The organism is Bacillus sp. PS237, assembly GCF_037963345.1.
Taxonomy (GTDB): domain Bacteria; phylum Bacillota; class Bacilli; order Bacillales; family Bacillaceae; genus Bacillus; species Bacillus subtilis.
In genome coordinates, this window is sequence record NZ_CP150156.1 from 3,650,194 (window position 1) to 3,665,006 (window position 14,813).

A 14,813-nucleotide genomic window follows, 5' to 3' on the forward strand; every position below is an offset into this window, starting at 1 on the left:
ACAAGTGGAATTGAAGCAGCTGATCACCTTTATTACGGCGGCTGAACATGTAAACTTCACCCTAACCGCCAAAATGCTTAATTATGCACAATCAAGCGTTACCTCTCAGATCAAATCACTTGAAGAAGAAATCGGAACGCCTTTATTTGAACGGCTCGGCAAGCGGCTTATCTTGACAGAAGCAGGAAAAACGTTCAAATCTTATGCACAGAAGATCATTGCGTTAACAGAAGAAGCGAAAATGGCCACAAATCAAGTAAGAGAAACAACCGGAACCTTAAAAATCGGGGCGACGGAAAGCCAGTGCACATACCGCCTGCCCCCTATCATAAAAGAATTTAAACAGGCTTTTCCCCAAGTAAAGCTCATATTCAAACCATATATCTCCAATGAACAAGCGAAAGAACAGCTCTTACAGGGCCAGCTTGATATCACCTTCATCTTGGATGTAAACCGGATGGAAGACGCACTGCACGTTGAATCTTTGATTCAGGATGAGATCAAAATGGTGGCTGCTAATGACCATCCTTTTCCTGCGGATTTACCAGTAACATTGAAGGATCTTCAAAACGAAACTCTTCTGCTGACAGAGGACGGCTGCTCGTACCGCACGCTCTTTGAGAACAATTTGCATGACTCCGGTATCTATCCTAACAAATTGGAATTCGTCAGCATAGAAGCCATCAAACAATGCGTGATGGCCGGACTTGGGATTGGAATCTTGCCTGAAATGACAGTAAAAGATGATATTGCAGCAGGCCGGATGAAAGAACTCAATTGGCAGAGCGATTGCCCCGTTTTCACTCAATTAGCATGGCATAAGGACAAGTGGATGTCTGCGCCATTAAAGGCTTTTATCGATTTGACACGGAAAACATTCAAATAAAACCTCTCCACAAGGACGACAAGGTTTTTGAGACCAGGGCACACACATACAAAAAAAACACTTGATGACTTAGAGCCCCAAGTGTTACACGTGATTTTTCTGATAAAACGTTCGCAAAACATGCGTCTCAAGGTCAGCCAGGCGGACAGGGATCGGCAGCCTGCTTTCTTGATTGATCAAGCTCATCGTGATCTGATAGCTGCTGTCTAAATCAATATAATTACCGCAAGACAAGAAAATAGGCTTCACGTCCCGCCGCGTTCGCAGCGCCCGTCCATATACCTCGCCGTCAATGATAATATCGGTGTATGCGCCTACTTCAATTTCAGGCGTCACGAAATCGCAGCCTTTGATTTTGAGATAGGTTTTCGCTATCCCAATCGTCGGCTTGCCCAGAAAAAAAGCCGCATGGGTGGCAACGCCCATATGATTGTAATGCAGATATCCGTTGCCATCAAACAAGAAGACATCCGGCTCCGTCTCCAGCTTTTTCGCCGCCTCGATGATCAAGGGCAGCTCGCGAAACGCAAGAAAACCGGAAACATACGGCACGCTGATTCTCCCCATGCTGTGCACTTTTTCAATGACTTCTTTTGTATCAGCGTCAATTACGATAATACAGCACACTCCGTATGGTTCTCCATCCTGCTCCCAATAGGCCAGGTCGACGCCTGCGCAGGTGTTGATGGAGTCTGGATGGATCGTGGGGGATAGGTTGATACGATTTTTAAGGTTAAATTGCACTTGTAAAAAGTCTTGTTCCTTTTTCATATCAAATTTATGCACATCAAATACCTTCATAACGATTGCTCACTCTCGACCTAAATTAATGTGAGTCTCTCTTCTCGATTCTAGTATTTCAAAATGAGGACTATCTGTATCTATCTCGTACTTATTTAATAGATTGCCTTCTTCATCCCAATTCTTTTCAGAAATTAGTATGGAATGCTCATACTGTTGCTCACTTTTTTTCCTGCCATTTTCAAACCAAATTATGCTTATACCGTGCAATTGCCCATATCGGTATTCTTTTTCACTTTTTTTATTCCCGTTTTCATAAAATTCACATGTTAAACCATGGGCCAGACCATTCTTATATTTAGTAAAATAGATGATTTGACCATTTGGATATAATTCGTAAGCCAGCCCTGTAAACGGCTGGCCATTTTCGTCTTCAGGATTATCTAAAATCTCATCACTTACCGAAGAGAACCATAAATCCTCAAAGTCCACTCCCTTTTCTTTTATACTCTTCATATCATATTCATTTTCCATACTTTAAAGCCTCCGGTATATAATTTGTATTTTGAGTTATATATTCACAATGTGGACATCTAGGCATTGGGACACCTTCTGGCATCTTTTTATTTATTTTCCTAGCACTTACTACATATACCATTAAATCTTTTAAATCCGCATCAGGTCTTTGAAGTAACGCTTCATTTAGAGCATTAACTTCGGCATGAGAACCCGCCCCTGACGTCTTTATATAACCTTCTTTAAGTTCTGTAGGCATATTTACAATTCTATCATGAATAAGTGGATGTAGTACCTTAGGTGGCTTCCCATCTATATTGTTTATTCCAAAATAATAATTGCCTGTTTTTTTGTCCAATACACCAGCTACCGCAGGGCCTCTTTGTTTTTTAGTTAGACCAGAAGATTTAATTCTACTAAGTTCGTTTAGTACTTCTGCCCTTAGATTTATTCGATGGTGAAGATCTTCTTTAGACAATACACCATGCTTATTTCTTAAATATTGAAGCCTAGTTTGTTTTTCTTCAGTAGTCTTAGCAATATTGCTAATAAGGCTTTCATTACTCACTTTATTGACATATGGAGCATTTTTTTGGTACAACCGATCAAAGTAGTGTGCCAATCCTGCTCCACCAATAATAGTAATAGCTTCCAGCGCCCCTTGCTTCCGCTTCTCCTCAGACACTTTGTTTCCGAACATATCCCGGCCTGTGACAGCTTCTGAGAATCCGTTTGACGCAACAAGGCCGTATGCGCCCATTTCTGTCATTTTGAGAATGTCTAAGGATTTGCCTGTTTTGTAGGCGTCTAATGCGTGTTCAGCAGCGATAGCTGCTTTTCCGGTTTTGTAGATGGCTTTTCCGCCTTTGAAGGCCCGGCCTGCCCAGCCGACGACTGGTATGAATCCGGCAGCGGCCATAGCTCCTGCTGTCACACGCTCCGCGGTGGAGAGTTTTTCTCCGGTAACCGGATCAACGCCTTCGGTTGCTCTTTTATAATCATAATAGCCAGTGACTTCTCCAGTAAAGTTGCAAACTCCATCCCATGTTTTTTCGTACCACGGTTTGTTTGCTTCTTCCTCGGCTTTTTCCTGGAGCCGTCTTGCTTCTGCTTGCTGGGTTTTTGCATCGATATAGGTTGTTCCTTGATTTTCTACTTCAATGACGCTTTTGTAGACTTCATTGCTGTGGAAGGCTTTTTTGTCATAGTACATAGGGGATGCGCTCTTCCCATTGCTGGTGGCCTGCATGAGAACAGAATATTTGGTGAGCACTGCGTTGTCCAGAGATTCTAAATTTTGATATTCAGTGGTCAGGGATTCATCAAGCTTATCGACAGCTGTGATTGTATCACGTCTGATTTTTTGGGCATCGCCCATCTTATCTGCATAGTCGTCAAGCGTGTACATGTCGAGATCAATAATATCGCTGATGCCTGACAAAATAGAATCGATTTCTTCTTTATGAGCGGAGACAATCTCTGAGGCTTTCAGGTCTCCATTGGGCAGCTCATGATCCAAAAAAGAAGTTTCCACATATGAATCATTCAGTTCTTGATCTTTAATATCTCCTGAAATGCCGTTTAAAAACGCAATTTGAGCAGAGACAAGCGTCAGCCAGCTGTCTACGATTTCTGCCTGTCCCTGAAAAAAATCTTTAATATTGTCCGCGCCATTTCCTTTAAAATTATCGCCTAAATCGGCAACTCCCTGAAACGCTTTTTTCAGCGTATTCAGCTGCTCTTCAAGCGTCTCATATTGCTTTTTTCTGCTCTTCGCTTCTTCGATTAAAGATTTTGATTCAAATACTTTACTCATCGCACTGCCCTTTCTGTTCTATTTTACCGCTATCGCCTCGTCCTGCTCTTTGAGTGAATCTACGTTATCCTTTGTATCCTCGATATTTTTCTGTACCGCTTTTTTGTAATCTCCGAGCATGGTTTTGATGTTCTCCTCACGCTCATGGTATTTTTTCGTATAATCGAGGCTGTTTTTTCCGTTGGATCCTGCGGCGCCGATTGATACGTCAGCAAGCGCATCTTTGACAGAATCTAATGTTTTGATGACTGTGTCGTACTTCAGCTTAATTTCTGACATAAAAAAAGATCACCACCATTTTAGTTTACTAATTGTATTTCCGACTTCTTCCGCGAACTCTTCTCCCTTTTTAAGAAGATCTGCTGCACCATTTGCTATGAACAATTCCGATGCATATTTAGCTTTATCCCATTCAAGATCAAAAATTTTCCCGTTAATCGAAGCCATATACTCGTTATATTTATCATTCACAATCTTAGATGCTTCCGATTTCGCCTCTTCTCTTCCCTTGTCGAAATCATCGGCTTTTGTTCCCGTCCAATGCTTGCCCAATTCCGGTTTCACAATTTCTTTGATTTCAGTGATTGCCTCTTCTTGCAGTGTGTCTATGTCCTTTTTTGCTTTTTTCAGCTTTTCGATCTTGTCTTCCACGTCTGAAATTTTTCCGTTGAGCGAACTTTTGATATCCGCTAGCATACTTTCATAACCCATCTGAATCACCTCTTAATACTCAAAAAGTCGTATGGAGGGGCTGATGAAGATAGACTTTTCCATACTTTATTTCCATATATTATATTTTAAAATAGCCAGAAGGCGGCTTAAATAGGGTAAATGGCTTAATTTAGGCATATAACGCTCTTGAAATGTAGGTATTTGATCTTGTTTTTGTTCGTTATACAGCTAATAAAAGCGTTTTATAAAATGAAATCACCTAATGTCATAGTTATAAAGGCACTTGAAAGAGGCAGATGTTGTTGATCTGCCTCTTTCGGCGCTGAGCTTATTGTTCATGTTTATGTTCTTCATCTGGTCGGCCATGTCTGATTTTGTCATTTGGCTTCTATTATTCCCCCCTTCTGACCCTTTGGATCAAAAGCTTGTATTAGCTGCAGTCCCAGTTGTACAGAACGTTTGAAAAGTCTTTTTTCCTTAGATCTTCAGGTGTGATGAAAAAATTGGCGATGCCGACGTCTCCCCACATTGAATCGATATCATCGTCTGAATCAATTTGTAACAGCATGATGGTGTGTTCTTTATATGCGTATTCCCGGGGATCATGCTGGGTAAAAGAAGCGTATCCGCCAATTTTATGGCCAAATCCGTTTTCAGCCAGTTCATTATAAATGTCTTCTTCATCCTCGCCGAACTGACCAAAGAACTCCATTGTTTCCATGCCCGTATACTGCTCAAATTGAAAATCTGTAGGCAGCACCCATTCCGAAGATTTCACAGGCTCGACTGCCGCTTCTGATAAAATCGGAAAATCACATTCGCCTGTGCCAATAAATGAAAAATCAGAAACAAGCTCGTCATCGTTTTCTACGATATTTTCAAAATAGATCACTCTGAAATTCTTTTGTTCACATCGATCGTCAAAATTCAATCCATAGACGTCATCATGAACAGAAATGTAGAACTGCAGGATACCTGAAGAAGGGTAGCCGTCAAGCTGGGGAATGTGCGAGAAATTAATCTGCGCCAGAAGTTTCATCGGCTGTCCATTTTCGTCAGTCGGATATGTTTCATGCTTGGGGAAATAGGGATCACCGGCAATTTTGCTGTCATATCGTCCTGTTTTCCCCTTTCTCACATTCAGTTTCACGTATTCTTTCGCTGATTTCTCCAGCAAGTCGCGGTACGGTCTCATTTTTTCGGGCAGATGATTCATCAGATTCTCTCCTTTTCCGGCATCTCCAAGGTTTTATTTTCTGGTTTTCTTCTAATGTTTTTCAAACGAATGTTTAAAGAAGCCCTACTTCTGCATAATTTTCCAAACAATAGTTAAATAGTAGCAAATGTATTCAGCACCCCGCAATAGATGAAAAAAAGACTGGTGCGCAACCAGCCTTTCTTTTTCATCTATTGAATTGCACCTGACGGAACAACCGCCTTCCGTCCGACAGAATAATACTCCACTCCTGCAGCCAAAGCCTCATCCAATGTGTAGCAGTTTCTGCCGTCAAATATGAGCGGCGTTTCCATCAAATCCTGATAAGCCGCTAACGGGAATTGTTTAATGTCAGCCCAGTCGGTTAAAATCATGACGGCGTCAGACCCTTTGACAGCTTCCTCGATCGTCTCTTTATATTCAACAGCTTGCGGGAGAACATGCTTTGCATGGCTAACTGCAATGGGATCGTAGGCTCTGATACGGGCGTCGAGCGCAGCGAGACGGTCTGCAATAACAATTGACGGCGCTTCTCTCATATCGTCGGTATTCGGTTTAAATGACAGGCCTAAAAGGGCAATCGTTTTTCCCGTCACCCCACCGAGCCTGTTCAGCGCTTTATCAACCAGCATCGCCTGCTGATTGTTGTTGACTTTGATAACGGATTTCAGCAGTTCAAAATCATGCTCGACATTGCCGGCAATTTGCACGAGGGCGTTTGTGTCCTTTGGAAAACAAGAGCCGCCGTAGCCTATGCCCGCTTTTAAAAACTGGCTCCCGATCCGCTTATCCTGTCCCATCCCGTATGCGACTGCTTCAATATCGGCGCCGACCTTTTCACATATATTCGAAATTTCGTTTATAAAACTGATCTTAGTGGCCAGAAAAGCATTTGAGGCATATTTGATCATCTCGGCGCTTCTGATATCCGTTTGGTAAATCGGGATTTGAAACGGACGGAAGAGCTCCTCCAGCGTATTTGCTGTTTTCTCATCGGCCGTCCCGATCACGATCCTGTCACCATGAAAGGTATCATAGATCGCCGACCCCTCACGCAAAAATTCCGGATTGGATGCGACCGAAATACTGACAGGCTCCGCTAGATGTTCAGTAATCAGTCCATTAATCAAATCGTTTGTCCCAACGGGCACTGTGCTTTTCGTTACCACGACTGTATCTCGTTTGACATGCTTTGCGATGCGTTTGGCCGCATCTGTAATTTGCTCCAGATTGGCGTGCCCGTCGCTTTTCTGCGGTGTGCCGACCGCTATAAAAATGATGTCTGCCTGTGCCAAGCCTTTCTCATAGCTCGTTTCAAAGTTCAGCCGTCCATCAGCTGTATTTTTTCTCATCAGCTCTTCAAGACCTGGTTCAAATATGGGGGAAATGCCCTTTCTCATTTCATCAATCTTGTGAGCGTCAATATCAATGCAGGTTACATGATGTCCAATCTCAGAAAGAGAAACACCTGTCACAAGACCGACATAGCCTGTTCCGATGACTGTTATATTCATTGTTTCCCTCCAACAGTTAAATTGCTGCTTTGCAGCTTCCGTAATATCGTATGAGAACATCCTATCATGAATGCGAATGATCTCCCGCATAGCCTGTCGGGTACAGCCTGTACAGATTTCTGAAATGTGATTCAACCATACAATACACTATTATATCGCTCTCAAAAAGAAAGTGGTGAAATGAGAATCGGCTGTTAAAAAAAACCAAACAATTTTCTTCTTTTGACCGGCTGCGGAGGCTGTCTGAAGATGGTCTGATTCCGCAGGAGAAGCTCTGCATTTTCCGTCAGCATATAAGGAAGTTCCGAGCCGAATTCTTTCTCTAGAACATAAAGAGCCTCTTGAGTGTGAAAATTTCTCGTTTTCACATTATGGGCATCTGAGGCTACGAAATGGATCAAATTGGCTTCAACCAGCCGGAGAGAAAATGCTTTCAGCTGCTTGCCGAAGATCCCCGCAAGACTTCCTGAAGTAATCTGAGATGCTGCTCCTTTTTCCACAAGATGATACAGCAAGGACGGGTTTTCGCGAATTTCCCTGTTGCGTTCAGGATGGGCGATAACCGGAATATATCCTTTCAGCTGCAAATCATAAAAAAGCTGCTCCGCATATCGGGGAACGTGATCAAACGGAAACTCAATCAAGATGTATTTTGTATCATTCAGCGAAAGCAGCTGACGTTTGGCAAGGTCTTGTTCCACCTCGCCGTAGATTCTGATTTCCTGTCCCGGAAGCACATGTAAAGGAATGTCTTCTTTGATTAAACGTTTGTTTAACTGATCTGCTGCTTCTCTGACTGCGGCTGGCTCGTTTTTATACACACCGTTGTTATGATGAGGTGTCGCAATGATCGTCCGGATTCCCTGACGAACAGCTGCTCTTGCCATTTCTATGCTGTCGGCCGAATCACCTGCCCCGTCATCCATTGCGGGAAGAATGTGACAGTGAATATCGATCATGTCCTAGCCCCCTTTTTTCGCAAAAATAAATAACGGGCACGATGCACGTTATTTATTTTTGCATGAAATTGTCCTTGGTTCCGTAATATCCGTATTCAGAGTGCTTCGAAAGCTTTTTGCCGTTCATAATCGCCCCAAGGAGCTTGCTTTTGCACGTTGCAAGCGCCTCTTTCGCTTTTGCGGCTTGTTCTTTTTCTGTTTTCCCGCTTGAAATAACCAGAACAGAACCGTCTGCCACGTTGCCTAAAATCTGTGCATCTGCTACGGCAAGAATAGGCGGCGTATCAAAAATGACCATATCATATGCCGCACACGCTTCGTATGCAAGCTCCTTCATCCACTTCGAGGAGAGAAGCTCGGCCGGGTTTGGCGGGATCGGGCCGCTCGTCAGCACGTCAAGATGTTTTTCATTCGATGCTTGTACAGCCTGCTCCATAGAGCTTTTCTTTAATAAAACAGATGTTAAGCCAACCGTATTTTCAAGAAAAAAAGCCGTATGTACTGTTGGTTTTCGCAAATCAGCATCAATCAGGAGCACTTTTTTTCCCTGTTGGGCGAATACGACAGCCAGGTTGGCGGCCGTTGTTGATTTTCCTTCCCCCGGACAAGCCGATGTAATCATGACTGATTTCATTTGCCGGTCCACTGAAGCAAATTCTATATTCGTGCGAATCGTCCGATATTGTTCAGAGTTCAAGGATTTCGGCTCTGTCATTGCAATGACATTTCTCTGCATCCGCGAGCCTCTGTTTTTTCTAAGCGCCAAAATGTCCACTCCCCGTTTTTTCAGATTGGAAACCCTGTAAGGTCTTTGCTGTTTTCTGCTCATTCGCAATGGTGGAAACTGTCCCTAAAACAGGTATGTCCAGCAAGGATTCGAGCTGCTCTTCCGATTTGATCGTATTATCCAAATGCTCAAGCAGGAAGGCCAGTCCGATGCTTCCCGCCAATCCGGCCGCAAACGCGATGGCAATGTTTAGTAGCGGCTTTGGCGATACAGGGGACGGGTGTTCTGAAACCTCGGCTTTTGACAGAATGCTGACATTGTCAACATTCATAATGGATGTGATTTTGTCTTGAAAAACAGATGCTATAGTATTGGCAATATGAGCCGCTGTTTCCGCGTTTTCATCCCTGACTGATATGTTGACCACTTGGGAGTCCTGTTCGCTGGATACGGTAATTTTGTCATTCAGTTCTTGGGATGTCATCGACAGGCCCATTTCTTTAATGACTTCATCTAAGATGGCAGGGCTCTTAATGATGACATTGTACGTATTGATTAACTGAAGATTGGTTTGGACATCGTTAAATTGGACTTCTTTTCGTTCATTTTTCGATTGGTTGACCAGAATCTGAGTTGAATTTTCATAGATGGGTGTAAGTGCGAAGAAACTAATGAGTCCGCCGGCAGCAGTGGCAGCCGCGGTTACAATCATAATCAAAAGTATGCGTTTTGTTAACGTTGATAATATCTCTTTTAAGCTTGTAGATTCTCCCATGATACCTCCAAATCTCTTATAACATCCTTTTCCATCTACGATTATACAACGTTGAAACCGCATTTCTCCAGCTTTTCACGTGACATAATTCGACATTTTTTTACAATGCGTTATGTTAGTACTTTTTATGTAAGCGCTATATTTACTGTGTTGACAGTGCTGTCTCATTTTCTCTTATTCGGGCAGTCACGTTCTCTCGCATAAAAAAATCCCGCTAAAGGCGTGCGGGATTTTTATGTTGCATATCCATTTTTAATATGAGAAATCAAATTTTCAAGCATTTCCTTCGTCGTCATCTCAGATGACTGCTCACCAATTTCATGTGCATGCATCAAAATTTTCAGAAATTCTTCTTGATTCAATTTCTTTTCACTCATCTTTTTTTTCCTTTCAGCTTCCATTAAGTTGAAAACACGATTATTATATGATGCTGGTTATCAATTTGCAATCTCTAATACATCATTCGACACATCCTATTTTTTATGTCCTTTTTTAGGAAAAACTTTTTAAGGCCGATGTGTTGCGATATAATAGAGAAATTGGATCTTTTTATTACGTGACTCGGTTAGGAGCGATAATCATGCTTCAGAATATGATTTCCAAAGACGATGTGCTGGCATCTGCTGAACAGTTAAAAGAACTTCTTCCTTACAATGAGGAAAATGTTCAGCTGATCAAAAAAGCCCTTATTTTATATCGGCAGGATTCAGTCTATCGTTTACAAGCAGTGAGTCCGACGGAAGTTACGGCTTACGTGCAGGATGTTGTGCCTGTGCGGGTCACATTGAACTTGTTTGTCATAGTCAAAAGCGGCTGTTCATGTCCGTCCGGAAGAATCTGCCGCCATATGCTGGCTGTGTTTTTATATGTATATGCAATGTTCGAGCGAGTGGGTACTTTTACAGAGTATTGGCTGGAGAGGGAAAAGCTTGAGGAAAGCAAAGAGCTCGTCCGCCGCCAGTTTCAGGAAAAGGTGCTGCCTAATGAAGAATCACTTTCAAGCTGGCTTGCTTTTTTTGATTCAGAGTTTTCTCTCTGGCAGGCACGTACGCCAGAAGGCAGCCAAAACATGCAGGGCCTCTATTACGGCTACCTGTCCGCATTAAAAAAACATGCGCCGAACAAGCCGGAGCTGAAAAGCCTGTATCAGATTCATTCCGCGATTGCGGTTTGGCTTCGCATGTTCACATTGATTGAAGCGGGCAAGCTAAACCCCGAACAAGATTTTTATTCCCTCAATCCGTACGTTGAACAGCTGATGGATACAATCTACAGCTCTATTGATAAATTAAAAACGTACGCGCTGTCTTTTGCGCTTGATCCGTTTTTGGATAAAACACCGGATGTTATCCGGCATTTGCTGTTGAAAGAAGAAATTTTCCAATATGAACGCATCCGCGTCTTCGGTGAAATTTGGAGTGCGCTGCTGTCGCGGCCAAAATGGGTGGCACGCGAACAGGAGATATTGAAAAAAGAAGCAGGACGGCGTTTTTCTCCCGAATTGCAATTCGGGCGCCTGCATTTGGAATTCCTGCAAAAAAATGATGACGTTATTTTTGAGGAAGCGGATCAATTCCCGCCGGAAGCGCTCCCTTATACATTCCAATGGCTGAGTGAAATGACTGCCAAGAAGGACTGGAAACGGCTTAAAACATGGTACCAGCAAATTGAACCAATTGCGATGGGTTATACGAAGCTGGATAAGCCGTTTAAAGAGATTCGCGATGTGATCGGCGAGCTGTTCCTTCTGTTGAATGCCTATGTGCAGCAAACCAATGATCAAGCGCTGTTTGAGCGCTTTGCCGCGGGCTGTCTGCCGTATACGTTCACAGAATACAGCCATCATTTATATGAAAAAAAACGCTATGCCGAGTGGATTGAAATTCATAGCCTTGTCGGCTTTTCCATCAATGAAATGGATAAAATGATGCTCAAGGAAATTGCAGCGAGCGACCCTGAGGCGCTTATACCGGCTTACCATAGAGAAGTGGCTTTTTTCATTGATCAGAAGAACCGTAGCTCGTACAAGGAAGCCGCCCGGTATTTGAAAAAATTGCGCACCCTGTACAAAAAAGCGAAAAAGCAGAAGGTGTGGGAGCGGTATATTCAGCTGCTGAGCTCGCATTACAAGCGCCTGCGTGCGCTTCAAGAAGAACTGCAGAAAGGAAAGTTGATTGATGGCGAGTCTTAAAGAAATTCTCATCCACGTCGAACAAATGGAAGATGGGTCATTTACGCTCTCAGCCTTTGATGAGAATGAGCAGCCTCTTCCCTACAGCCATATGAAAAAGCATTTGTTCCAATGGCATGAATCCTCATTTTACGGAACCTTTCTAGAGGATGTCAGCTTCATCGGGACGACTGCTGTCCTTCTATCTCCATGGATGACTGTAGAGCTTCTCGGCAAAAACTCGTTCAACTCATTCAGCTCCGTGCAGCTTACAGAAGAAACGGAGCCGCTGATCGAGGCGGCATCGACCATCTATGAATTTATCGCGGACGGCGATTTTATGCCTGACTATGACGCATGGACAAACGGTGTTTTTCGCTGGAAGGACCGCGATAATATACTGGAAGGCTTTACTGCGGAATGGTTTTCCGCTGCCGTACAGGATTACATCCAGTACGACGATGACCTGCGGGAGAAATGGGAACATATCAAGGAAAAATCGCCTGCGGTTACGACATTCCGTGGCCATTTTCTTGATGAAGAGGATTTTCTGGAAGGCATTGGCTGGATTGACGATCAATCTCCATTTACTGTCGGCTTGCGCTTAAATGAACCGGACTTTGACGGAGACGAATGGAAGATCGAGATGTTTTTACGCGATAAAAAGAGCGGTGCTGTAGAATTCTTTGACGGACTGAAGAGCCTCAAAAAATCGTGGCAGGCGTACAGCGATAAAATCGCGCGTGAGCAGGACCGCTTTCACAGAACGGTTCCGTGGCTGTCGTTTGATTCCGGGACAACGCTGATCTCGGAGGAAGAAGCCTGGATCTTCCTGTCAGAAGCAAGTGAGACGCTTGTCGATATGGGGGTAGAAATCCTCCTGCCGTCCTGGTGGCAGATTGTCAGAGACAGCAACATGATGCTGAAAGCAAAGGTGTCTTCCTCCCCGCGCGGCGAGTCATTTGTCGGCATGAATGCACTGCTTGATTTCAACTGGCGGTTTGCGACAAATGGAATTGAACTGACTGAGGCTGAATTTAATGAGCTTGTCGCCAGCAACAGGCGCCTTGTTAATATCCGCGGGCAATGGGTTAAAATCGATCCGCAGTTTATCAAACAGATGAAACGCCTGATGGAAAAAGCAGAATCAGAGGGACTCCACATGTCTGATATTCTGGCGCGGGAGCTAATGGATCAGCAGGATGGCGGACTTGAGGATTCGGACCTGATTGATACATCTGCTTTTGCCGGCATTCAGTTTGATCTGTCTAAACAGCTCAGGTCACTGATTCGAAAGCTCACTGCCGCGGAAAACCTGCCGGAGCACAAAGTCAGTCCTTCTTTCAAAGGAACGCTCCGCCCTTATCAGAAATACGGCATGAACTGGCTGCTGTTTCTGCGGGAAAGCGGTTTTGGCGCCTGTCTGGCTGACGATATGGGGCTTGGGAAAACGATTCAAATGATCGCCTATTTCCTTCACGTGAAGGAAAGCGGCCGACAAAAAACGCCTCATTTGATTATTGCGCCGACATCCGTACTTGGCAACTGGCAGCGGGAGCTTCAAACCTTTGCCCCTGATCTGTCTGTCGCGCTCCATTATGGGCCGCGCCGGCCAAAGGGTGATGATTTCGCCGCGCATTATGAAAACGCAGACGTGGTGCTCACTTCATACGGTCTGTCACATGCCGATACTGAAGAGCTTTCTTCTGTGACATGGAACACGATCTGCCTTGATGAAGCGCAAAATATTAAAAACGCGCATACGAAGCAATCACGCGCAATCAGGAAGCTGAAGGGGCTTCACCATATCGCGCTGAGCGGCACGCCGATGGAAAACCGACTGACTGAGCTGTGGTCTATTTTTGACTTCATGAATAAAGGCTACCTCGGCAGTTTGACCGGCTTCCATAAACGCTATGTGCTGCCGATCGAAAAAGACCGGGACGAAAAGAGAATCGGACAGCTTCAGCAATTAATCCGGCCATTCCTTCTCCGCCGGACGAAACGGGATGAAGAGGTCGCGCTTAATCTTCCTGAGAAGCTGGAAGAAAAAGAATTTATCCCTCTGTCAGCCGAGCAGGCATCCCTTTATGAGCAGCTCGTCAAAGACACTTTTGACCATATGACATCCCTGACCGGCATGCAGCGAAAAGCGCTGATCCTCAGCATGCTTGGACGGCTCAAGCAAATATGCGATCATCCCGCGCTTTATTTAAAGGAAGAGCAAACCGAGCTGCTGGCCGGCAGATCAGTCAAGCTCGAAAAATTGCTGGAACTGATGACAGCGATCCGCGCCCAAAACGAAAGCTGCCTGATTTTCACGCAATACATTCAGATGGGGAACATGATGAAGCGGCTGCTTGAAAAAACGTTCGGGGAACCTGTGCAATTTTTAAATGGGAGTCTCTCCAAGCAAGAGCGGGATACACTCGTTGAGAAATTTCAAAGGAAAGAATATCCGACACTGATTCTTTCACTCAAAGCTGGAGGCACCGGACTTAATTTGACCGCCGCCAATCACGTCATCCATTATGACAGATGGTGGAACCCGGCGGTTGAAAATCAAGCGACTGACCGTGCATACCGCATAGGCCAGGAGCGCTTTGTCCACGTTCATAAAATGATTACGACAGGAACAATCGAAGAAAAAATTGATGTCATGCTTGAATCCAAGCAAACCCTGAACGATCAAATTATCCAAAGTGAAAACTGGATTACCGAGCTTTCCACACAGGAGCTCGAAGAATTGTTTACATTAAGCGCTACAGCGCAATAATCATGACTAAAAAAGCTGGCTCTAAAAGAGCCAGCTTTTTTCCGT

Annotated in this window: 15 protein-coding genes; 3 read left to right on the forward strand and 12 right to left on the reverse strand. The window is 44.1% G+C overall.

Features of this window, described 5'->3' with window-relative positions; all coding sequences use genetic code 11:
* Positions 1-4: 4 nt before the first annotated feature.
* Positions 5-886, forward strand: a complete 882-nt coding sequence (locus NST22_RS18905; protein WP_003243262.1) for a LysR family transcriptional regulator — start codon at positions 5-7, stop codon at positions 884-886.
* Between the two features lie 84 nt (positions 887-970).
* Here NST22_RS18905 and NST22_RS18910 read toward each other — a convergent pair whose 3' ends face one another.
* The 12 genes from NST22_RS18910 to NST22_RS18965 form a co-directional block, all read right to left on the reverse strand.
* Positions 971-1,687 (reverse strand): endonuclease V, encoded by a 717-nt coding sequence (locus NST22_RS18910; protein WP_003243213.1) that lies wholly within the window; start codon positions 1,685-1,687, stop codon positions 971-973.
* Positions 1,688-1,696: 9 nt separating this feature from the next.
* Positions 1,697-2,161: a toxin-antitoxin system YwqK family antitoxin gene (locus tag NST22_RS18915; RefSeq protein WP_003243602.1), complete on the reverse strand. Its 465-nt coding sequence runs from the start codon at positions 2,159-2,161 to the stop codon at positions 1,697-1,699.
* Positions 2,151-3,959: an LXG family T7SS effector putative deaminase YwqJ gene (gene ywqJ, locus NST22_RS18920; protein WP_003243987.1), complete on the reverse strand. Its 1,809-nt coding sequence runs from the start codon at positions 3,957-3,959 to the stop codon at positions 2,151-2,153. The genes NST22_RS18915 and ywqJ overlap by 11 nt, the downstream gene beginning before the upstream one ends.
* Before the next feature lie 18 nt (positions 3,960-3,977).
* Positions 3,978-4,238 carry a YwqI/YxiC family protein gene (locus NST22_RS18925; RefSeq protein ID WP_003221757.1) on the reverse strand — a complete coding sequence of 87 codons (261 nt, stop codon included), beginning with the start codon at positions 4,236-4,238 and terminating at the stop codon, positions 3,978-3,980.
* 9 nt (positions 4,239-4,247) lie between these two features.
* Positions 4,248-4,670, reverse strand: a complete 423-nt coding sequence (locus tag NST22_RS18930) for a DUF5082 family protein (RefSeq protein WP_003242741.1) — start codon at positions 4,668-4,670, stop codon at positions 4,248-4,250.
* 216 nt (positions 4,671-4,886) lie between these two features.
* Positions 4,887-5,012, reverse strand: a complete 126-nt coding sequence (locus NST22_RS18935) for a hypothetical protein (RefSeq protein WP_119123079.1) — start codon at positions 5,010-5,012, stop codon at positions 4,887-4,889.
* A gap of 49 nt (positions 5,013-5,061) precedes the next feature.
* Positions 5,062-5,847: a YwqG family protein gene (locus NST22_RS18940; protein ID WP_003244223.1), complete on the reverse strand. Its 786-nt coding sequence runs from the start codon at positions 5,845-5,847 to the stop codon at positions 5,062-5,064.
* Between the two features lie 191 nt (positions 5,848-6,038).
* Complete coding sequence (gene uglF / locus NST22_RS18945) at positions 6,039-7,361, reverse strand: UDP-glucose 6-dehydrogenase UglF (RefSeq protein WP_003243223.1); 1,323 nt, start codon at positions 7,359-7,361, stop codon at positions 6,039-6,041.
* Between the two features lie 194 nt (positions 7,362-7,555).
* On the reverse strand, positions 7,556-8,320 hold the full coding sequence (locus tag NST22_RS18950; protein WP_003227815.1) for a tyrosine-protein phosphatase: 765 nt from the start codon (positions 8,318-8,320) through the stop codon (positions 7,556-7,558).
* A gap of 52 nt (positions 8,321-8,372) precedes the next feature.
* Entirely contained in the window at positions 8,373-9,086 is a 714-nt protein-coding gene (gene ptkA / locus NST22_RS18955; RefSeq protein ID WP_003244182.1) for a tyrosine-protein kinase PtkA, read from the reverse strand.
* Positions 9,076-9,822, reverse strand: coding sequence for a protein-tyrosine kinase activator TkmA (tkmA, locus tag NST22_RS18960; protein ID WP_003227811.1), 747 nt, complete (start codon positions 9,820-9,822; stop codon positions 9,076-9,078). Before tkmA ends, ptkA begins: the two co-directional genes overlap by 11 nt.
* A 233-nt stretch (positions 9,823-10,055) precedes the next feature.
* Complete coding sequence (locus tag NST22_RS18965; protein ID WP_003242876.1) at positions 10,056-10,199, reverse strand: hypothetical protein; 144 nt, start codon at positions 10,197-10,199, stop codon at positions 10,056-10,058.
* A gap of 203 nt (positions 10,200-10,402) precedes the next feature.
* On the opposite strand from NST22_RS18965, the gene NST22_RS18970 reads away from it, so the two are divergent.
* Both NST22_RS18970 and NST22_RS18975 read left to right on the forward strand, forming a co-directional pair.
* The gene (locus NST22_RS18970; protein WP_003227806.1) at positions 10,403-12,013 is read left to right on the forward strand and encodes an SWIM zinc finger family protein; all 1,611 of its coding nucleotides are present in this window, start codon (positions 10,403-10,405) and stop codon (positions 12,011-12,013) included.
* Complete coding sequence (locus NST22_RS18975) at positions 12,000-14,768, forward strand: DEAD/DEAH box helicase (protein ID WP_003227803.1); 2,769 nt, start codon at positions 12,000-12,002, stop codon at positions 14,766-14,768. Before NST22_RS18970 ends, NST22_RS18975 begins: the two co-directional genes overlap by 14 nt.
* The last annotated feature ends 45 nt before the right edge of the window (positions 14,769-14,813 follow it).